Raw genomic sequence first — 21303 nt, forward strand, 5'->3', positions numbered from 1 at the left:
GTTCTTTAATATTCTCATTTTCGACTAGAGTACTCAATATGACCACTAATTAGTTATACTGACCATCTATTGAAAACCCGTCTGAAATTGGTCGTTTTTTGAAAATGTAAGCCCATGCCTAAGTGAACTACACGAAGGGATATTTTGAATGCCCGTTCCTGCTCAAATCGGGCCCTTAGTTCATTTATATTAACGGATTTTGTAGCAAGACGAAATCGCTGACACCCACCACTAGCTTGCCCTATTGCACACAGGTCATATTTTTTTATGCATCAATTGACACTGAGCATATTGCGCATCCTCGTGGCGAGGCGAGAATTTTGGTCATAGAGTCAGAGGGTAGTGTATAAAAAACTAGTGTAGCTATGATCCACTACCTTTATTTAGACAAACAAAGAAGTGGTTTAGATGAGCGAACTAATGTAGGGTTTGTTCAGACGAATTAGTTAAGATAAACGCTAACTTTTCTATATTAGCTTTTGGTTCATTCCTTGAACTTTGCAACTCAGGTAAGCAAATTTAAAGCGGGGTTAAAGGCAGATACATGCCTTGTCATTTGCTTTAATGTTGAAGTTTATGAGTCTTAAGACTGTCTATTGATGAAACGTTCAGCACGCGCAAAGAGCTTGTCACACTTATCTTTTTGCTCGCTATATTCGACCGAATCTTCCGTAAGAGCATCAAGCACTTCTTTTGCTTGACGATATTCACCTACCACTTGTTCAAGTTTACCTTCAAAATCCTCTTTCCGTGTTTTTTTACTACTTTGTCTTCTTGGTCTAGCCATAACTCACTTCTCTTTAAATCAAAGTCCCAATAATTTCTTTCGCTCTCGTTCAGACAGAATATCTTCGATTTTTCTTCTTACAACGTGAATATTATTTGACTTACTTTTATCAAGAGCCGCATCTTCGCCACTCTTTTTTTTCGACTGTTTTTTCAATTTAAAATCCTACCTCTCAAAACAAAATAATATGAACGAAAAACGCATAAAACTCCCTATCAATGTGAGTTAAAAAACGCACATCAATTAAATGGAGTTTTATGAAATTATGGTGTTAATATTGAAACGGACTTTTACTTTGAGAGATGGATATTGACTGGAAGTCCTCTCCAGTCTATTCGCTACTTATACCAAAGTAACGTTTGCAGCATTTGGACCTTTAGCCCCTTGCTCAACATCAAAAGCTACTTTTTGACCTTCATTTAGTGTTTTAAAGCCTTCACTTACAATTGATTTAAAGTGAACAAAAACATCTGGACTACCATTTTCAGGTGTAATAAAGCCAAAACCTTTTAACTCATTAAACCATTTTACAGAACCTAAAATCTTGTTAGACATATATACCTCGATATATTAAAAAATATTAGTCACTAAGTATGTAATAAAGGAAAAGATATCGCAGAGCATATATGACGAACTGGTTCGAAAGGAAACTGAGAAGAACTTGAACTAAATGTTACATTAATAGGTAACTTATTGAGGCACCCACTATACACGAAATATAACTAATAGATATAAGTTTCTTTTTTATTTTATTTATTCAAGAAAATCAACAGCAAAACCTTTAGCATTACACCCTCGACTATAGGAACTTACTACGCCTCATTCAAATACTGGATCATCCGTCCTGAGCGTTTCTCTTCTTTAAAGTCACAACTGGTTAGACGATATTAAACGAAGTTATCTGTAAAGCAGCGGGTGTCGTGGATATCGCCGGGTAGAAACACTCGGCAATCGCCGGCTTTGAGCGTGTCTGTTCCTCGGGATACAGAGTGGGTTTCGCCGTTTGCTAATTGTGATGAGTGTCACTTATTTTGCCTCCCACAAAGCTATCTGCACTGCGAATTAGGAGGCTACGCTGATAGTTTTTGCAATGCTTGCAAGCAGCTTAATCGTAAAAATCGTAGAAGATCTCACAAGCAACTTATTCCCCCCTCCATCACACCCGAAAAGCATAAGCTGATATGCAATACGCCGACAGGATGTCGGCCAAGTCTTGTCTGGCATCATGGACGTGCCATACAAGACGGTTGCGATACCAATTGTATTAGGTAAATGAGCAATTTGAAGCGGAGAAATAGCTTTAGTAGCTAGGCAAAAATTTTGCTATTTAGTTGTTCTAAATGAGAAATTTTTAACGACGCTAATATGGTATTTCACCCTTCAAATTGATTGGAGACTTAGTGCAATTGGTATTATATATCGGCTTAGGATTTGAAGGTTGAGTGTGCTGCTGGGGCGACGTTTTCTTGGTTCGTTCTTTTTCGTCGTTTAAAAAGAATGAACGAGAAGCGCATGGATGCGCTTTGATACGAGCCATGGAGGGTAAGGCTAATATGTCCTCCTGACAGGTTTCGACGCCCATCCATGGGCTACGACATACTTTTCTTTGATGCCCAAAGAACAAGTATGCAAAAGAAAGGGCACTCCCAACATCACACTGACTCCTCAAGCAAATCGCCAATATGAACGTCACCGCTGTGTAAGGGACATCCCTGTCCCTGTCACAGCTTTTCACGCATCCATGCGTTGAAATGACTCATTGGCACTTTACTTTCGGGTGTGATGAGGGAGACACAAGGCGCTGATAAATTCTTGTGGTGCTTGTAAGCGACTTAGCTGCTTCAGGAGATAAAACCAGAACTAACAGACAGCGCGATTTCCCCTCCATCACACCCGAAAAGCATAAGCCGATATGCAATGTGCCGACAGGATGTCGGCTAAGTCTTGTCAGGCACAAGGACGTGCCTTACAAGACGGTTGCACTATATCGGCTTAGGATTTGAGGATTAAGTGTGATGCTGGGGCGACGTTTTCTTGGTTCGTTCTTTTTCGTCGTTTAAAAAGAATGAACGAGAAGCGCATGGATGCGCTTTGATATTAAACACGGAGGTTTATTTTGATAACGGCTGATAGCTCGAAATTTATCGTAAAGTCAGCCCGTCCTCCTGACAGATTTCGACGCCCGTCCATGGGCTACGACTTACTTTTCTTTGATGCCCAAAGAAAAGTTAGCAAAAGAAAGGGCACTCCCGACATCACACTGACTCCTCAAGTAAATCGCCAATATGAACGTCACCGCGGTGTAAGGGCCATCCTTGGCCCTGTCACAGCTTTTCGCGCATCCATGCGTTGAAATGACTCATTGGCAATTTACTTTCGGGTGTGATGAGGGAGAAAAACGGTGCTGAGAGCTTTTTTGGTGCTTGTAAGCTAATCGGCTGCTTTAGTAGATAAAACCAAAAACAACAGTCAATACCACGCCCGAAAAGCATAAGCCGATATGCAATGTGCCGACAGGATGTCGGCCAAGTCTTGTCAGCACAAGGACGTGCCTTACAAGACGGTTGCACTATATCGGCTTAGGGTTTGAGGATTGAGTGTGATGCTGGGGCGACGTTTTCTTGGTTCGTTCTTTTGCGTCGTTTCAAAAGAATGAACGAGGAGCGCATGGATGCGCTTTGATATTAGCCAAGGAGGGGATGCTTGATTAGGACTGATGCGTAAAATCAAGTAGTTAACCTGCTTAATTGCTCAGGCTAGCGGCCTTTGTACGCGTAAAAAATATAATTGCTTATCAAGCCAAATTTAGGTGTAATGAATACATAATAAGCGCTGAGCAATGCAGGGAAAACTTACTTAACAATAGCTAAGCTGATTACACTAGCTAGGAAAGTGATAACCTCCAAAAAGCCTATTTTTTATAAATAAAGCCATAGCATAAACAACACCAACTCTGACACACCGAGCTGGTAGCGGCTCAGTCCAACAAGCGATTATACAACACAAACAGTATGTTGCATAAATACTAAAATGTTATATTTCAAAGAGAGCTTAGATGACAAATCACTTCCAGCTTCTAGAAAAAGAACTTCCTACTCTGAAAAGTATTGCGGTTGACACTGGCCCGAATTCGTATTTTGCCCAGGAGGCACTTCGTTTCCGCTCAATAGCTGGGACTCTTAAAGAGATCGAAGGGTTTTCTTTAGATGATTCCGCAAACGCAGATGAGCGACACATCACACATATCCTTATTAGGCCTTTATTGGAAAGCTATTTTAGGCTCTTATATATTTTTGACGACCAAAACAATAAGCATGACAGATATGAGGAGCTTCTGAACTCTTTCAAAAGCGACTACCTAAAACTTACGAATGAACCTGAACTTCCCAGAAAGAGTGAACTTGAATTCGCTGATCCGTCTTGGGCGAATTTACATAGAAGCATGGATGTACGCAGCATGCTCGACCAAGTTCGTAATGACCAAGGCACTAGGTTAAGTTATCTCTACTTTCTTTATCGAATTGCCAGTTTTGATACCCATGGAAAAAACTTAGGAACAATTGGGCGTTCGGTTTTTGGTAAAACAGCAAATTTTCCAGTCCTTGATATCAATGTCGCAATTGACTATATGGCGAATCAGTACCTAGTTATTCTTCAAGACTTAGTCCGTGCCGATGAAATATAGCACATATGAACCTTCTCCGGTTAAGTAAGCATAACAATACAAATTAGCTGCTTTTAAGCAGCTAATTTGTATTAGCAATTTGGCAACGCTTAAACCTGTTCAACTTCGTTATGTCAGTTAGCCGTTAAAATTATTCACAGCAAACACATATAGGGGCGTTAAGCCGTGATCTCCTATTGCGATCTCATCGCTACCTAAATCAGTAGATACAACTTATCGTTTTTGTCCAAAAAGCGAGCTGTCTGAACGTCAGCTACCATGATTGACTGCAAACTATCATGGTAGCTGTTGAACGGCCGAGATTTGCACAAACTCCCTTCAAAACAGCTTGATTAGATGTCAGCGACGACAATTAAACCAATTATCGCCTCGAGTTTTGGCAAACCACTACACCTCACTCAAATACTGGATCATCCGTCCTGAGCGTTTCTCTTCTTTAAAGTCACAACTGGTTAAACGATATTGAACGAAGTTATCTGTTAAGCAGCGGGTGTCGTGGATATCGCCGGGTAGAAACACTCGGCAATCGCCGGCTTTGAGCGTGTCTGTTCCTCGGGATACAAGGTGGGTTTCGCCGCTTGCTGTGGTGACGGGTTTGTATGTTGTCATTTCCATTTCGCCGGATTGCACGGCATAAAATACCCAACCTGCGCCGTGATCATGGGCCGGGCGGTACGTGCCCTTTTCTTCGGCATGGACTAGCAACATAAAGCCATATTCAGGGTCTTGGTAGAGTGTTTTTGATGCCAGCCTTTCACGCATAATGCTCGCAAGCCAAGGCTCGTGCGGTGGAGACTGAGTAAGTTCACTTAACAACTCACGTACTGTTACTGTGGTGCTTGAATTTAATCCGCTCCAGTTGGCTTTTATATCATTGACGATTTTATCTAAGCTATTTTGCATTGCCTCTGCCTCTTATCGTTTGTTCACTGTCATTCGGTTAAGAGGAGCATACAACTTCAAGTTCACTTTAAGTCAAGGAATAGAATTGCTCGAATAATATCGGTTTCGCTTAAAACTGATAACTTAACGAAAGTTTGATGGTGCGACCAAAAATGGGTCTAGCATAAAAGATAGCCTCTTGATGGCTTAAATCGTCCCTAGGATTGCCCTCAGTCAATCCCAAAGCATTGGTGAGGTTTTTAACCTCAAGCTGTGCGCTGAGCTTGTCATTAATTGCCAGCTCGGTAAATAAATCCCATGTTTGATAGGCTGGTAAGGAAAACCGATTGGCAATATCCGAATAGCGTTTACCAACATACGACCAAGTGATAGCCGCGGTAATAGGTCCTGCTTTGTATTCCGGCGTCAGTCGTAGTTGTAACTCCGGCGTGCGTGTTATTTGATTGCCATTAAATTCGCTTTGTGGCAATTGCTTAGGAATGCCGTAAAACCCAGCGTCTTGCCACACACCTATCGCTCTAAATTGCAAAGCTGGACTATATTGATAGTCAAATTCGAACTCCAGCCCTCGTGTTTGGGTATTGATTGAAACGGCTTGTTGAGTCGTAGCCGCGCCGCGATACACCGTGAGCGGGAGCGGATCAAACTTGGTTTCAAATAACGCGCCACTAAACTGCCAATCAGCGGTTTGATAACGCAGTCCAACTTCACCTAACGCCAAGCGAATAGGTTCGCCAAAGTCTTGCTGTACGCGCTCCTCTTCACTTTTGGCCCATCCGCGGCCATTGCCGTAATTAATGAGCCGTGGCATTTCAAAGGCATCGGAATAACGTGCAAATATCGCCATCGCGTCGCCAATTTGGTAATTTGTGCCAATACTGAGCGCATTTTGCGTAAAGGAATCACGCCAAGTGGCAGCCGGGAGATAGTGAGAATAAGCGGCTTTTGATGAATCGGTGTACGACTTTACCCCCTCTAGTAGTGTGCTGGTGAGGTTCAGGTGTTCATTACGCAGCGCCAAGTCAACCCTAAGGTTTTCAGTGAGCTGCCAGTCTATATTGGCATACAGCGAATGTGATTGAGACAAGCCGCTACCGCTTAAATAAACGGGACCGGCGTAAGATAAAAAACCTTGCTCGGTAAAATTGGCAATCACATTTTCTTGCCCATCAACCAGTACGATGTCCAGCCTCTCGGGTTGATGCTTTACATCCGTTAGTAACGCGCCGAGCCATTTATCTAGTGGTAACTCGTCGAAATCGCTTCGAGCGTAAATATGACCGAGGGTCAGTGACCACTGCGCGTGGAGATAATCCACACTAAAATGATTTACCAGCTGCTGTTGCTTGTAACGTGAATATAAAGGATAACTAGCGGTCACGAGACCATTACCATTAAGCGTTGCGGGGTTGGCAACTAAGGTGTTATCTGAATAACGTAAGTATCGAGGGCGCAATGCGCTATTTGCAAAATGGCGTTTAAATTCGGTGATATCAGCGTGTTGTAATCGGCTTGTGGCGTCGACTATGGTTTGGTTGCCCAAATTCATTAAGGTATACAAGTCATTGTTTAGGCTTGAAAATCGCGCACGATTGCTCAGGTTAAGGTGTTCAAAAAGCGGCGTGTTAAACAGTAAAGTGTAGCTATTTAGGCGTGTTTGCTGGGCGTCTTCTAAGTCACGCTGCACGCGTCCTTCTGGAGTGAAGAAGGTGAGCGATCTTAAGTCGTCGCTCAATAGTGTTCCATCGTCATAAGGCAGGCTCGCCAGCTCTCGAATTTCGCCGCTATTTTGCATCACTAAGGGCGCGTAAAAGCTGGTTTTATCGTTCAAATGTTTATAGCTAAAATCAAGCTCAAATGCGTCGGTTAACCAGCTCATGCGCGCACTCACTTGGCCGCCTAAGTCGCTTTGATAGCCCGGCTCCCGAATACCATCAGAAGTACGATAAAACCCGCCTACCGTATAAAACCATTCATCATTCAACGCTCCGCTAAACACGCCATCAAAACGAGCGTAGTCATAGCTCAATCCCTGACTCACTTTCACTAAATTAAAAGGATTTTCTGAACCTCGCCTGCCGATATAGTTCACCATTGCCGCTGGCCCGTTCACCGTAAAAATACCGCTACTGCCGCCACGCACCGCTTCAATGGCTTGATGGGTTAGGTCTGGACGTAAAAAAAAGTCCCCCCAAATACCGTCATAGGTCACGGGCAAACCATCTTCCATGAGGCTGATAAATCTAAACCCCTCGCCGCCTCTAAGTCCTCTTGGTGCTACATTATTGTTGGTTTCACCTCCCGAGTCTTCAACCCAAAAACCGGTGATATTTTTAAGCGCCTCTGCGCTGGAATACGGTGTTTGTTTTTCAAGTTGTAGGCTTGCAAGCTGAGTGATTGAAATAGACGAGTTTAAAATGCTACGGTTTTTACCGCTTACACCCGTTACGATAATGCGCTCAAAGTGTTGTGCAGACTCAAGTTTTTTAGGAGTCACAAAAATACGCTGCTGCTCTGGGTCTAGGGAAAAGTCGTAGTCAGCTTGCTGAAAGCTGGTGAGCAAGACTTGTTCGAGGGTGTAGCGGCCAGTTATCTGCTCAACGCTAATGTTATCTTGGATTTCGGCTGCACTTAACTGCCAGCCACTTTGCGCGGCAATATCGAGTAAACGCTGCTGCAAAGTCGCTTTAGGCAAGTTAAATTGATGATCCGTGGTAGCAAATGCAACGCCACCAAACCATATTAACCACGCTAACAGCGGGATTAATAGCTTGAATAACATAGTTTAAATCAATGTATTTATTATTGTATAAACTTTGTACCACTTATATTGTGACTTTGCTATGACACTTTTAGCTAATTCGCGATTAGGGTGTATTCCTCACCTTTTTGCATCACGGTTATCGGATAAATCTTTTCTAAACTATTGAGCCAATCGCTTATTTCAGTGGTTAAAAAGGTGCCGTTGTAGGTCAGTTTTGCTAGGCGTTGATCGCTTAACTTCACTTTGATTTCGCTATATCGCGACACATCATTAAGCACATTGCCTAATTCTGCGTTTTGATACACTAAGTAGCCTTTTTGCCACGCCATGGTCAACGCTTCACCTTGGGCTTTACTACGGGTAACGTCGCCTTGCTGTGTGACTTCTACCGCTTGCCCTTGGGCCAATTTAATTGCTTGTTGCTGAGTCACAGCCACACGGCCCTCAAGCACATCAACTCTAATTGAAGCCGGATTGGCGCGAACATTAAACACCGTGCCTAGCGCCTCTACTTGGCTGTTTTGGTAGCGCACGATAAACGGTCGCTGCTTGTCTTTACTCACGCTAAACAGCGCCTCACCTTGGTACAACAGTAGTTCTCTTGAAGTGTTGCTGTAGCGTACAGCCAATTGGCTATTGGCCCCTAAATCAACCTGACTATTATCATCAAGCGTAATGGTGCGATGCTCATTGACCTTAGTTTGAAAGAACTCGCTGTACACTGTATCGACTGGTGCTGGCTTAGCACTGGCAACAGGTGCTTGCTGTAGTGGCTGCTCCGGTGCCATAAAAGTCACCAAACCAAACAGCAGCAAAGTAGCGGCAATCGCAAGATACCAAGACTGAGCGCGGCGTTTGGATTGTGGCTTAATGTCAGTTACAGCCGTGGTGTTTTGTGCATCCAGCTGTGCAAGCTGCTGAGTAACATAGTCATCGTCAAGTTGGGCTGAAAGCGTCCAAAGCTCCAACATTTTGTTGAACACATCACTGTGTAGTGAATTTTCAGCTAGCCAAGCGTTTAGCGGCTGTGGATATTGAGTGCTGTCATGAGGTGAGATCTGCTGCTCGTCTAAGACTAATAACCAATCAGCGGCTTGTTCTTCAATTATTGCTAAATCGTCAGATAGTGGAGTCATGTTTATATCCTTAACACTCATGATCAAAGCTCATGCTGTAACTGCTGGTAGCAATGACGAACTGCACGTAATACATATTTTCTTACCATACTTGGGGATATCTGTAAGGTCAAAGCTATCTCCTCATAGCTTTGACCACGTATTTTATACAATAAAAAAGCCAGCCTACATTTGTCGGGTAAACTTGCGAGAGACTTTTCCATTTCTTTAAGTAGCTCTTGGTTGTGGTGGTTTTGTTCAGGGTTAGCACTTGCACAAGGCTGTGGCATTTGATCGCTATCGTGCTCACGATCATCAAACGGGCTACGCGCTTTGCGCCGCAGCTTATCAATGGCCAAATTGGTTGCAATTTTATACAAGTACGCGGCGATGTAGTTGCTGACATTATCCTGCTCAAGTCCAAGCAACTTCACAAACGCCTCTTGGGCAACGTCTTCCGCCTCACGTTTGTCTAACCCTTTGCCCATAATATGGCGGATCAGCTTTTGCTGTTGTTTTAAAAACAGCTGCTCTACTTGCTGGCGACGTGCAAGGTCGTCGTTTGCAGCTACCTTAGTGGTATCGACTGCTTTGCGCTTAAAAGATAATAACGGTGGCATGAATACGCATCCTACTCTTCCATTTGTGTTAGCGTGCAGCGAACCCATAAATTAGTAGGTTCGCTGGCGTTGCTTAAATCAATTTGCTTAATTAACCGTTGCGACTCGGCTTACCTTGCCCGAATCACTCACCGTTCTAAGTTGTACTTTAGACGACGCGGTCAATGTCACAGGCCCTTCATAGCGATGCCATGTTGCGCCTTGGTCAACCGAATACTCCGTAGCCATGCCAACAAACCGGGTATTGACGATTAACTTACCACCTTCAATCGCGCCTCCAGGTAATGGAATACGATAATTTACCCCTACCTGCTGTGGTATTTGAGCATTAATATCGACCACTTGGTAATAGTCCAATAGTGGTAGAGCGTATTGTCCTAAAGTGTTGGTAAAGGTGTGCCAAGCCTCGGTAGTCGCTGCGCCTTGCGCTGGCATATCTTGCACCCATGCACGCTCAGCGGCACCCAGTAATTTCGGGAAAGTCATGTAATCAAGAATTTCTGGTGACTTTTGGTTTTCGCCAAATAGTTGCGCCTGAATACCTTGAACATTTTGTTTACCCGCTTCGCTCAGTAACACCCATTTTGGGTCCCACGGCACTGGATTGCCCAGCTTGTCACGCTCTGCATTGGCGTAAATATTAAACGGACGATATTCAAACGCCTTTTTGGTATCTGTGTAACCTGCCCAATGATAGCCTATTTCATCAGGATGTTTGTTATACGCAAGGTCAAGATACAAGTTTGTCGCATGGGCCAGCACCACTTTGTGACCTTGGTTCGCAAATTTGTAGGCCTGATGCTCATTGCCCCAACCCCACACGTTATTCCAAAACACGGGGAATATCTCACCGTAACTTACATTACCCGTACCATTGTGCGATAACACATCGCCCCAAGTTGCCATATCAAAGCCATGCTGATTGACTATCTGCTTCCAGCGTAAAAAGAAGTAGTCAAACAGCTCTGCATCGGTTTTGCCCGCCGTAGCTGGGTTTTGATCTACCGCTGGAGATTGCGCCCACCATTCATTCGGACCTAAATGTGGCAGCTCGTCACCACCGCCATGTAGCCGAGTCAGTGTCGAATCGGGCACAGCATCATAAATGGCGCGTGTTTCTCTCACTACATGGTTGAGGAAAGTAAAAGTGCTCTCAAGTGCTGGGTTAACAAAATTGTCGGTATAAAATTGTGGGGTGTAATACTGCGACTGGTCGAGCGGATCAATCAACCTAAAACGATTTGCTTCAACTGGGTCGCTATCTTTATATTTGTTGTAGCGATATTCCATCGCTTTGATTGCTGCGCGCGCATGGGCTGGAAAATCATATTCGATGATCACATCAATATGACGGTCAGCGGCATACTGAAGAATTTCTTTAAAATCATTCACCGTGTAATAGCCCCAGCCTTTACCGAGAAAGTTCTGCTGAGCAATTTCAAAGCCCTGATAACTAGGCGCGGTGCCTAAGTTTGCAGCGGTTTCATCCATGGGTTTATTTTCAATCCCATCTCCTGGTGCAAAGCCATTGGCAGCTCCCATAAACGTATGCAGCATCGTACTTTCGCTCAGGTCATATCCCCGCTTTGCTCCAAACTCCGTGAGTTCAGGAATACCGGGAATTTCTAGTCGCCAACCTTCATCGTTGGCAAGGTTAATTTCAAATTTGTTTAACTTGTAAAAAGCCATTAAGTCTAACAACTTAAATACCGTTTCTTTGCTTTGGAAATTACGCGACACATCCAGCATCATGCCTCGATATTCAAACCGTGGTGCATCCAAAATAGTGCTAGCGGGTAGTACGGCATTGTCGGACAAAGTGGCTGAGTTTTTAGCCGTTTTATACACAGTGGTTGGGATCATTTGACGAAGTGTTTGAATACCATAAAACACCCCTTGGGTGTCACTTCCAGTAATGGTGATCCCCGAAAATGCATCGACCTCAAGCTTATAACCACTTGCGTCCGGCTGATTGTCTTGATTGGTATCGAGATTTGGGTCTAGCTGCAACTTGATAAGGTTCGGGCCATTTTGCACCGTGCTATTAATCGCAAATGTGCCACTCAGAATATCGCGCAGCGCAGTTTGTAAGAAGGAGGCTTCTTTGGTCAATGAAGTCGGCGCTGAAATACTGGTTAATTGGCTCATCAAAGTTAAGAATTCATCATTCGGTGTGACCACTGAATGGGGCTGTGGAACCAAGCGATTTTTCAGCGGCAATGTCATGTGCGTCGCGCTGTTTTCGGCGAATCGGATGGCGGACGTTTGCACCTGCATATTATCGTTAACCGCTTGCTTTGTTTGTTTTGGATCGCTAGGGTCCATCATCACGTCCACCAGCACAGCTTGAGGCGCTTGATTATTGTAGCTAATGTGAAAACCCGACGGTGAGTCGTTTTTCAGCATTTGCCAATACTGTGCAACGATTTCAATAGTACGAGATTCACCCGGTTGAATGGGGGCAAAACCCGCAGTGGGCTTAAGTACAAAGTAATCACCACTTTTTGCGTCATCGGCATTTTCTAAACTTAGATTCTGCGCGGCAATATGCTGGCGCGCATACTGACCATTTGGATCTGAGTCTGGTAGTACGCTTGCAGGCGGCCTTACCGAGCTAAAATAAAGCGCCCAGCCAGACTCATCCAACGGCTCAAGACCATTATTAGTAATCGTCAAACTGCCAAGAAAGATATTCTCTCCAATGCCATGATCCACGACTTGCCAGCGTAATGCTAAGTTATCTGGGTGAGGATGTGCGACGCTATAGTGGCTCGCAGTCAACAAGGCTAAGCCTGACAGTGAGGCAGTAATTATCTGTTTTTTTGCAAACATGTTGGCTCCTAAAATATTGTTATTGTTCGGATAGAGCGCGTACTGCTGCCACTCTATCTATGTAAACGTTTGAGCCGAGGAAGTTGGGAATGGAATCATAAATAATGCCCTAATTACGAATTTAGCATTAGGGCTGGTGATTAATATACCGCTATTTCATCGATATACAGGGGAAGTTTGGGGATCTGGATATCGTCAGATTGCTTACTATTAATGGCCACCACCTTTAAAAAGCGCACACTTACAGGAGCAAACGACAACACCGACATGGGCCCACGCGGATTATTAACCTCAGCTAACGTTTGCCACTGTTGTTTATCACTTGAACCCAGTACTTGAATATGTGTTGGCGGGTGCAGTTGTCTATGTCGCCCGCTGTCAAAGCCCAGCTTAACCTGCTGCACTTGCGTTGACGCATCTAAGTCAATAACCGCCTCAAGATCGGTATCGTAAAAAATCGCATAATCATCAACGCTGTAAAATTGATCATAAGCAAATTGACCATCCTGCAGCTTAGTCGCAGAGCCTTCGGCAGCTAGCGAGGCAAGCGTTATTTCTTTTCCAAGCGCTAAATGAGGTGAAAGGGTTAAACGCGCGTCGCCTACCAGTTGCCCTAAATCGCTTACATAACTGCGGGCGCGAAGCTGCGTTTCGTCAGTTATCACTAGCGGCTTTTGATATTGCTGCGATTGTAGCGTTGGCTCGCTGCCGTCTAAGGTATAGTAAATAGCCGTGTTGGCAATTTCAGAGGTAATGGTGGCGATGAGCTGCTGTCCATTAATCTCACTTGAAATGATAGGCTTATGGCTACTATAAGCGGTATTAAGGTGCATCTGCTGGTAGCGTTTTAAAAGCGCGGGTAAACGATATTGGCTGTAATCAGACCACGACTTCTGTGTTTTATCCGACCACAATGTTTCGGCCAACGCACTCAAGCGCGGAAACAGCATATACTCGGCATGACGAGGTGTTTTTATATATTCAGTCCAAAGTGCACCTTGCGCACCAACAATAAAGGCTTGCTGCTCAGCGGTTAAGTGGCTGGGCTGCGGCTCATATTGATAAACGTTTTTTAGACTTGAAAGCCCGTGGATAGCTTTAGGCTCGTCAAGATTGCGCGATTGATAGGCATCAAAATAAATATATTGATAAGGACTCATGATCACCTGAAGGCCCATTTTTGCAGCTTGAATGCCTCCTTCCGTGCCCCGCCAAGACATAATCACGGCGTCATCCGCTACCCCTCCTTCTAATATTTCATCCCAACCAATCACCGTTTTGCCAAGATTTTGGACGATTTTGGCGACCCGTTTAATAAAATAGCTTTGCACCTGCTCAGGTGTGGTTAACTGATGCTGTTGCATCAACTTTTTCACCTCGGGGCTCTCTAGCCACTGCTTTTTTATCACCTCATCGCCACCAATGTGGATATATTGGCTCGGAAATAGCTCAGCAACCTCTTTGTATACAACACCAAGAAACGCAAACACGTCTTCACGGGGACATAACACATCTTCAAAAATCCCAAACTGCGGCTGCACCTTTACCGCGCGCTGGTGGCAAGATAACTCGGGATATGCGGCAAGCATCGCACTGCTATGCCCCGGAATATCGATTTCAGGGATCACTTCAATATGTCGCGCCTGCGCATACTCAATCACTTCCTTAATTTGCGCCTTGGTATAAAAGCCCGACACCGTTTTATTATCAAACAATGGTTGATAATCATAGGTATGGCCAACCACTGTATGAGGCCGGGTTGCCCCAATCTCGGTTAGTTTAGGGTACGCATCAATGGCAATTCGCCAGCCTTGATCATCGGTTAGGTGCCACTGGAAGACATTGAATTTATGCATCGCCAGCCAGTCGATATAACGCTTCACAAAAGCCACATCGAAAAAGTGCCGACTCACATCTAAATGCATGCCACGGTAAGAAAATCTGGGCTGATCTTTTATTTCTACCGCAGGTATTGCCCAACTCGCCTGATTGATGGGCATACGCGACTCTATCTCAGCAGGGAGTAATTGTCGCAGCGACTGCATCCCCCAAAATAATCCGGTCGCAGTATTAGCTTGTATTTCAACCCCTTCAGGTGTCACGCTCAGCGCATATCCCTCTTGAGATAGCGGTGCATCGACAATCTTAAAGGCAATACTATTTTTAGTTGAGCTATCAGCTTGAGATACTGGCAACTGATAGCCCGTCGGCGAGCGCAAAAAGGTCGCTAATTGCTGCGCAACGCTTTGAGCTTGATGCTGGTTAAAGGTAATTTTACTGTCATGGGTAAGGTTAAAGTGACCGTTACCAAAACTAGCACTCAGTGGTTTTGGGGTGATCTGTAGCGCTGCACAAAGTGGTGTGAGCAACAAAGAAAACAGCAATAAACTGCTTTGCAAAAATGTATAAAAGACACTCTGGTTCATAAATAACTTCCTGAGAAAAGCCCGCTTGTAGCGGGCTTGAGTGAACTAATGAGCACTGGGCAGTGTGCAAATTAGCAAGGGAAATACAGGGCCTAATGACCTTTGCTATTTAATTTTTGTTCCCCTGAGTGAGTTTTGGTCGCGACGCTCGACTTGCTACATAGTGGGCTGAGCAAAAAGTTAAGCAACAATGAACTAAGCGCACTCAGGTGAACCCGATTAGGCCCTAAAAATTCAGCGTCAGCGAGGCGCTGATGGTGCGTCCTAAGATCGGCCGAGCATAGTAATAGTCGTATCCTGCTTGAACATCGTTGATGGCACGCGGGTTTCCTTCGGTTAACCCGAGCTCATCACTGATATTGGTCGCTTTCACGTGCAGTGCAACTGCGTCGGTAAAGCGATAATTCACGCCCATGTCGATTGTGGTGTAGGCAGGAAGCTCAAACTTGTTCTCCCCGTCTGAGTAACGCTCTCCTAAATGGTGAATAGTTAAATAGATATCACCGTCGTCAAAGTAGTAGGTTGGCGTTAACCGAAGCTGCACTTTAGGTGTGCGCTTCACTTGCTTGCCTTCCCAATGTGCAAATGCCCCGGTAAATCCTTCCATTTTTGGGTCTTGTAACACACCTGTCAGCTCAAGCTGTAAATTGTCATGCGCCTGCCACACTGTTTCAAACTCAAGACCATCGGTGACAGTGTCTATCGTTTGATTCGCCACCTCACCATCGCTGCCGGTAAAATTACGTTCCACTAAGTCATTAAATTTAGTTCTAAACAGGGTCAGTGATGCACCAATTGAATCGCCAGCATAGCGAGTACCGAATTCGCTAAAGGTTAGATTAACGCTGTCATTAAAGTCGGCATCAACCCCTGAGTGAATGTTCTGACCAAAGCTCATTAACCTTGGCATTTCAAATGCATCGGCATAACGACCAAATACTGACACATCATCCGAGAAGGTATAATTGAATCCGACCGTCCATGCGGTTTCGGTTTCGCTACGAGTTTTTGACAGGAATTTGTTTGACGGCATGTCGACGTAATTGTTGGCAAGATTGTTATCTATGTCATTACCAGCGCTGTCAAAAGCGCCCGCAACAGGCTGTGCAAATGTGGTTGCGGAGGCGGTGCTATCTAGCTCCAACCACTCAACCCGAACCCCGCCATCAATACGAAGGTTATCGGTTGCTTGATATTGTTCATTGATAAATAAAGAGTTGGAAGTACTGGTACCATAAGCGGTTGCCTGACCCCAACCAGGAGCATAACCCGTTGAGCCGTGGTCAGTTAGTTGACCAACCACTTGCTGATTGCTGTTAACTGCAACAATATCGAGTAATCGAGCATTGTCTTTTACTTCCGTTAAAAACTGCGATTCCCATTTATCAACTGGCAAGGAGTCCGCATCTACATAGGCAAATAACCACCCTATGGTCAGCGTATGCTGATCACCTTCATAGGTAAAATTGAGCTTATTAACAAACTGCTCGGCATCATAGCGCGAATAAAGCGGGTAGCTTGTGGTGACTAAGCCGTTTCCGTTTAAATTACTGACATCTGTCAGTATTTCACCACTATCGACGTATCGATACCGTGCGGCAACGGCGCCATCGCTGGCAAACTGGTCCAGCATATTTTGCACATCTTGCTGCCCAAGTCGGGTATTGGCATTGACCAGCGTCGAGTTATCGAAGTTAAGCAAAATATACATGTCGTTTTCAAACTGTGAGTAACGGCCAGCTGTATTTAGTAGCCAACGGTCGCTTAACTCCCAATCTAAATGATAGCCTAGCGTACTAAACTTGGTATGCTGCCCATCTTTAAGGTCTCGTGTTTTATAGCTGCCATCAGGCTGTAAATAGTGTAAAAAGCGCTGACCATTACCAATTAAGGTGCCATGTTGTGGGTCGACACCAGCAATGCCTTTAGGGTCACTTTGATCTCTAAGCGGAATAGGCACAAAGAAAGTGGTATGGTCATTGAGGTGTTTGGCAGACAGCGTGAGTTGGCCTTTATCAAACTCACGCACTAAATTGAGTCGAAGTTGGCCGCCGTGATCTGCGGTAAACTCTGTGTCCCTCACGCCATCAGAACGACGATATGAGCCACCTATCGACATTTTCCAGTTGTCACTAATGGGTGTGCCATAAAAGAACTCGCCGCGATACATGCCGTAATCGGCAGCAGTTAGGCGGATCGTCGCTTCTTCAATGTCATCTGGTTTACGGGTAATAAAGTTTACTAATGCCGCGGGGCCGTTGGTGGTTAGTAGGCCTGAGGTGCCCCCACGAACCGCTTCCATATGTTCAATCGTGATATCTTGACGCTGATAAAAATCAACCCAAACGCCGTCGTACACCACAGGTAGCCCATCTTCTTCAACGCCGATATAACGGAAGCCTTCACCGCCACGTAGTCCTCTAGGTGCAACATTATTGTTGGTTTCACCACCTGAATCTTCAACCCAAAAGCCTGGCACACTTTCCAGCAGATCCGCCGTACCTAGAGGTGCTTCTCGCGCCAACTGTTCGGCATTTAAGGTGGTAATTGAGACCGATGATTCCAACTTAGTTTGGCCACGCCCACCGCTGCCGGTAACGACAATTCGCTCAAGGTCGAGTAGTTTCTTTTTTTCTGTAGTTTCTTGCGTCTCTTGTGCTTTTGTTTGTGCAACCGCTGTGTGCGAACCCAATAACGCGCCACTGATAGCAAGCGCAATAAGATGTTTGTTATAACGAGATGTATTATTGCTCATGGTATTCCCTTCATTCTTGTTGTTGGCAGAGCAAGTGAGTGAAGCTCTGTAAATCTATAAACGAACGAAGGGAAAGTTTTAGGAATATTTTTTAGATAATTTTATCAATGCTAGTTTTGGCCTAATCTGCGCCGCTCTACGCTCATGTGGGTAATGAGAATAGGGGTGATCTCGGACTCTGGAGCGGGAGCAAAAAGGTGGTTGCCTTGGATAAGGTGACAGCCATTGAGATTAAGGGACTTAGCTTGCAACGCTGTCTCAACACCTACCGCTACACATTCTACATCCAAGCTCTTTGCCATCTGTACAATCAATTTTGCAATATCATTTTGTGAGGCAACAGACTGAGGGGTCGCAAGGAAAGCTGGTGGAATTTTAATGGTTTCAAACGTGAGCTTTTGCAAGTACAGCATGCTGGTATGCCCAACACCAAAATGATCAATTGAGATCCGCATGCCGGTTTGCTCTAATTCCGCCATCACTTCCGGTGCTTTATCAAGTAGTTCTATCAGGTCAACTTCTTTGATTTCTATTTCAATTTGCCGAGATGGCAACTGATGTTGCGCAGCCTGCTCCATAAAGTTTTTTATTACTGTTTTATTGGTGAGTTCAGCAAGCGAAAAATTAAAGCTAACCACAAGATTATCGTACTCGTAAAACCATGTTTTCATCGCCTGAAAGGCCAGTGCTCTGAGCTGTTGCCCAATTTCTACCATCAGATCGCCATCACATGCCGCTTCAAAAAAGTCTTCAGGTACCAACAATTGTTCATCTTGTTGCCACCTTGCGAGCACTTCAAGTTTTTTAATCTTGCGGGTATGCGCATCAACAATAGGCTGGTAATAAGGAATAAACTCTCGATTATCTAATCCCTGAATGATCCGACTTTCTTGCACTAAACGCTGTTCCGACTCGTGATCTAGGCGTGCGTTATAAAATTGAAATTCCGTTTGTGTGGCCTTTTTAGCTCGATACATTGCGGTATCAGCATGCTTTAACAAGGCTTCCGTGTTGTCACCATCATCAGGGTAAATTGCAACGCCAGCGCTCACCGTGGCTTTTAGGCTAACTTGGCGCAAACAATATTGTCCATTAACGCTACTCAATACTTTGCTCACAACCTTACGTACGTATTTTTTATCTTTGATCCCGTCAATGAGTAACACAAATTCATCGCCCCCCATTCTGGCAACGGTGTCGCACCCTCGAATTTGCTGAGTTAATCGACTCGCAATTTCTTTGAGTAATAAGTCGCCATAATCGTGCCCCAGTGAGTCGTTGATTTTTTTGAATTTGTTGACGTCAATAAATACCAAAGCAAACTGGTGACTCATGCGCTTGGCTCGTTTACAAGCCTGCACTAAACGGTCATGCAGCAATAAGCGATTGGGTAACCCAGTTAATGCATCGTGATGAGCAAGGTGATTCATTTTTTTCGCCATCAATCTCGACTCTGTCACATCTTGAAAGACCATTACAGTGCCAAGGTAGCTGCCATCTTTAGCTATAATAGGAGAGAAGGAATCTTGGATAGCAAAGGTAAGACCAAGATGATTGGTGATGGAAGTGAGTTCAGGTAAACAAATGGTATGGCCTTGCTTTAGGCAAAGTTCAGGGAATTGATTCACCGAAGCTTTGGTTTCTTCGTGATACATAGACATCACATCATCAAATCGCCGCCCGACCACTTCTTCATTTAACATCGCGAGAATGGCTTCTGTGACTGGATTAATATAAGTGATCACGCCATTTACGTCTGTACAGATCACGCCATCACCAATAGAGCTCAGTGTCACTTCGAGCAATTCTTTTTCTTCTTCTAGTGCCTGAGCGAGGCGATTTTCTCTGTTGCTAGTATTAAAATAACAGAGATATCCTGTAACGGTATCCGCGACTTTAATTGGTAAAGCAACAGGACTAATAACTTTGCCACTGTATTTGGTCGTGCAATTACCATAACTTTGCGTTACGAGCGCTTCGAACATGCTTGTTGCACCACTCTTGCCCTCGCTATGGATGTTACCGCTCACCGCGATTAAATTTTCAAGTTTTAACCCTATTACTGTGCTGCCAACACCCAGTATGGATTGCATTTGGTCATTGGCTTGTAGAATAACGCCATCGCTGTCTAACACCGCTTGTGGCACGGTAGAGTCATCATCAACCATAATTTTTTTAGTATCTTGAGCTTGCCACCAAAGCAGTGCTACAAACAAAAAAACTAAAGCGATGATGATGATAAAAGTCACTGGTGACAGTAAGAATAGGGCCAATTTATCGGCCATAAGCATGGTTAAGGAGAGTAAAATACCAACAACTAAGAATATCCGTCTCATTGCCTAATCAAACCTAATTATGGTGATGATGCGTTTATCGGTGTTTTGTACAATGATTGCCCTTACTATCGGCACTTCTACGCTGAATCTAAACTCGTTAGATAAGTCTATTGGCTGATTACGCAGTAAGCAGGTATCAAACACAAAGAGATGCTTGCATCAGTGTTTAATAACTATTGTTCACAATAGCAACGAATTCAAGTTTTTATCTGTTCTGAAAACGAAAGATTATTGCAGCAAAACTTCAGTATTTACGTGTGCTGTAAAGGGGCTTTACAGCACATCGCCTGGTTATTTAAGCTGAGGTTTGAATAAGGGATGTGTTAACTAGGGCCTGTTGACCTTTGCTGTTTGATTTTTGTTCTTCTGAGTGTGTTTTGGTCGCGACGCTCGACTTGCCGCCTAGTAATCTAGGCAAAAGTTGAGCAACAATGAACAAAGCGCACTCAGATGAACCCAAAGGGCAGCGCTTGATTAGCATTTCTACTGTGTTATCGCCAGACTTACATAGAATGACTATGCTACGCTGGCTCTGCCTTGTATAAATACCAATCAAACTGCTGCAGAAACAAACTTGAAAGATCAACAGGCCCTAGTTATTTTTAAACTCAAGTTATTTAGACCACACCGCAAATTCATTGCCGCTCGGCTCAATAAAGTGAAAGCGACGACCGCCAGGAAATTCAAATATAGCCTTGCTTATCTCTCCGCCCGCTTGCTCTACTTTGCTTTGCACGGCTTCCAATTCATCGCTGTACAACACTACGAGCGCTCCACCTTGCGCTTGTTTAGAAGACACATCGGCTCGGAAAAAGCCGCCATCAAGGCCTGAATTTGCAAACGCAATATAATCTGGCCCGTAAGATTCAAATTGCCAATCAAACACCTGCTCGAAGAAAGCTTGTGTTGCTACTAAGTCTTTTGCTGCTAATTCTACATAGTTTATATGGTTGTTCATTTTTTATTCCTTTTAAAATCTGTGCTTCATTTATGCTGTTATCGCCTAGGGCCTGTTGACCTTTGCTGTTTGATTTTTGTTCTTCTGAGTGTGTTTTGGTCGCGACGCTCGACTTGCCGCCT

14 protein-coding genes are annotated in these 21303 nt (G+C 44.4%); 1 reads left to right on the forward strand and 13 read right to left on the reverse strand.

What is annotated here, in order from left to right:
- Positions 1 to 583: 583 nt before the first annotated feature.
- The 3 genes from NO992_RS11280 to NO992_RS11290 form a co-directional block, all read right to left on the reverse strand.
- A complete protein-coding gene (locus NO992_RS11280; RefSeq protein ID WP_010375761.1) occupies positions 584 to 787 on the reverse strand; it encodes a hypothetical protein in 204 nt (67 codons plus the stop codon).
- Positions 788 to 805: 18 nt separating this feature from the next.
- A complete protein-coding gene (locus NO992_RS11285) occupies positions 806 to 943 on the reverse strand; it encodes a hypothetical protein (protein WP_019647480.1) in 138 nt (45 codons plus the stop codon).
- Positions 944 to 1129: 186 nt separating this feature from the next.
- On the reverse strand, positions 1130 to 1342 hold the full coding sequence (locus NO992_RS11290; RefSeq protein ID WP_010375758.1) for a cold-shock protein: 213 nt from the start codon (positions 1340 to 1342) through the stop codon (positions 1130 to 1132).
- Between the two features lie 2500 nt (positions 1343 to 3842).
- Between NO992_RS11290 and NO992_RS11295 the strand changes: the two genes are divergently transcribed.
- A complete protein-coding gene (locus tag NO992_RS11295) occupies positions 3843 to 4472 on the forward strand; it encodes a hypothetical protein (protein ID WP_371377135.1) in 630 nt (209 codons plus the stop codon).
- Positions 4473 to 4859: 387 nt separating this feature from the next.
- Here the strand turns inward: NO992_RS11295 and NO992_RS11300 are convergent, their stop codons facing one another.
- The 10 genes from NO992_RS11300 to NO992_RS11345 all read right to left on the reverse strand — a co-directional run bounded on the left by NO992_RS11300 (position 4860) and on the right by NO992_RS11345 (position 21181).
- A complete protein-coding gene (locus NO992_RS11300; protein ID WP_371377138.1) occupies positions 4860 to 5375 on the reverse strand; it encodes a hypothetical protein in 516 nt (171 codons plus the stop codon).
- A gap of 109 nt (positions 5376 to 5484) precedes the next feature.
- Positions 5485 to 8157, reverse strand: coding sequence for a TonB-dependent receptor (locus NO992_RS11305; RefSeq protein WP_371377142.1), 2673 nt, complete (start codon positions 8155 to 8157; stop codon positions 5485 to 5487).
- 74 nt (positions 8158 to 8231) lie between these two features.
- The gene (locus NO992_RS11310) at positions 8232 to 9275 is read right to left on the reverse strand and encodes a FecR family protein (protein WP_371377145.1); all 1044 of its coding nucleotides are present in this window, start codon (positions 9273 to 9275) and stop codon (positions 8232 to 8234) included.
- Between the two features lie 23 nt (positions 9276 to 9298).
- Positions 9299 to 9874, reverse strand: coding sequence for an RNA polymerase sigma factor (locus NO992_RS11315; RefSeq protein WP_017218716.1), 576 nt, complete (start codon positions 9872 to 9874; stop codon positions 9299 to 9301).
- A gap of 87 nt (positions 9875 to 9961) precedes the next feature.
- Positions 9962 to 12706 carry a family 20 glycosylhydrolase gene (locus tag NO992_RS11320; RefSeq protein WP_371377149.1) on the reverse strand — a complete coding sequence of 915 codons (2745 nt, stop codon included), beginning with the start codon at positions 12704 to 12706 and terminating at the stop codon, positions 9962 to 9964.
- 140 nt (positions 12707 to 12846) lie between these two features.
- The gene (locus NO992_RS11325) at positions 12847 to 15132 is read right to left on the reverse strand and encodes a beta-N-acetylhexosaminidase (protein ID WP_371377152.1); all 2286 of its coding nucleotides are present in this window, start codon (positions 15130 to 15132) and stop codon (positions 12847 to 12849) included.
- A gap of 226 nt (positions 15133 to 15358) precedes the next feature.
- A complete protein-coding gene (locus tag NO992_RS11330; RefSeq protein ID WP_371377155.1) occupies positions 15359 to 17887 on the reverse strand; it encodes a TonB-dependent receptor domain-containing protein in 2529 nt (842 codons plus the stop codon).
- Positions 17888 to 17997: 110 nt separating this feature from the next.
- Positions 17998 to 20223 (reverse strand): EAL domain-containing protein, encoded by a 2226-nt coding sequence (locus NO992_RS11335; RefSeq protein WP_371377158.1) that lies wholly within the window; start codon positions 20221 to 20223, stop codon positions 17998 to 18000.
- Between the two features lie 295 nt (positions 20224 to 20518).
- Complete coding sequence (locus NO992_RS11340) at positions 20519 to 20704, reverse strand: hypothetical protein (RefSeq protein WP_371377167.1); 186 nt, start codon at positions 20702 to 20704, stop codon at positions 20519 to 20521.
- A gap of 132 nt (positions 20705 to 20836) precedes the next feature.
- Entirely contained in the window at positions 20837 to 21181 is a 345-nt protein-coding gene (locus NO992_RS11345) for a VOC family protein (protein ID WP_010603872.1), read from the reverse strand.
- Between the last annotated feature and the right edge of the window lie 122 nt (positions 21182 to 21303).

This window comes from Pseudoalteromonas sp. DY56-GL79 (assembly GCF_041414765.1).
Lineage (GTDB): Bacteria > Pseudomonadota > Gammaproteobacteria > Enterobacterales > Alteromonadaceae > Pseudoalteromonas > Pseudoalteromonas piscicida.

Bases quoted from the DNA above. Each gene is read 5' to 3' on its own strand.
- NO992_RS11280 (WP_010375761.1), bottom strand. From the start codon at position 787: ATGGCTAGACCAAGAAGACAAAGTAGTAAAAAAACACGGAAAGAGGAT.
- NO992_RS11290 (WP_010375758.1), bottom strand. From the start codon at position 1,342: ATGTCTAACAAGATTTTAGGTTCTGTAAAATGGTTTAATGAGTTAAAA.
- NO992_RS11295 (WP_371377135.1), top strand. From the start codon at position 3,843: ATGACAAATCACTTCCAGCTTCTAGAAAAAGAACTTCCTACTCTGAAA.
- NO992_RS11300 (WP_371377138.1), bottom strand. From the start codon at position 5,375: ATGCAAAATAGCTTAGATAAAATCGTCAATGATATAAAAGCCAACTGG.
- NO992_RS11305 (WP_371377142.1), bottom strand. From the start codon at position 8,157: ATGTTATTCAAGCTATTAATCCCGCTGTTAGCGTGGTTAATATGGTTT.
- NO992_RS11310 (WP_371377145.1), bottom strand. From the start codon at position 9,275: ATGACTCCACTATCTGACGATTTAGCAATAATTGAAGAACAAGCCGCT.
- NO992_RS11315 (WP_017218716.1), bottom strand. From the start codon at position 9,874: ATGCCACCGTTATTATCTTTTAAGCGCAAAGCAGTCGATACCACTAAG.
- NO992_RS11320 (WP_371377149.1), bottom strand. From the start codon at position 12,706: ATGTTTGCAAAAAAACAGATAATTACTGCCTCACTGTCAGGCTTAGCC.
- NO992_RS11325 (WP_371377152.1), bottom strand. From the start codon at position 15,132: ATGAACCAGAGTGTCTTTTATACATTTTTGCAAAGCAGTTTATTGCTG.
- NO992_RS11330 (WP_371377155.1), bottom strand. From the start codon at position 17,887: ATGAGCAATAATACATCTCGTTATAACAAACATCTTATTGCGCTTGCT.
- NO992_RS11335 (WP_371377158.1), bottom strand. From the start codon at position 20,223: ATGAGACGGATATTCTTAGTTGTTGGTATTTTACTCTCCTTAACCATG.
- NO992_RS11340 (WP_371377167.1), bottom strand. From the start codon at position 20,704: ATGCTAATCAAGCGCTGCCCTTTGGGTTCATCTGAGTGCGCTTTGTTC.
- NO992_RS11345 (WP_010603872.1), bottom strand. From the start codon at position 21,181: ATGAACAACCATATAAACTATGTAGAATTAGCAGCAAAAGACTTAGTA.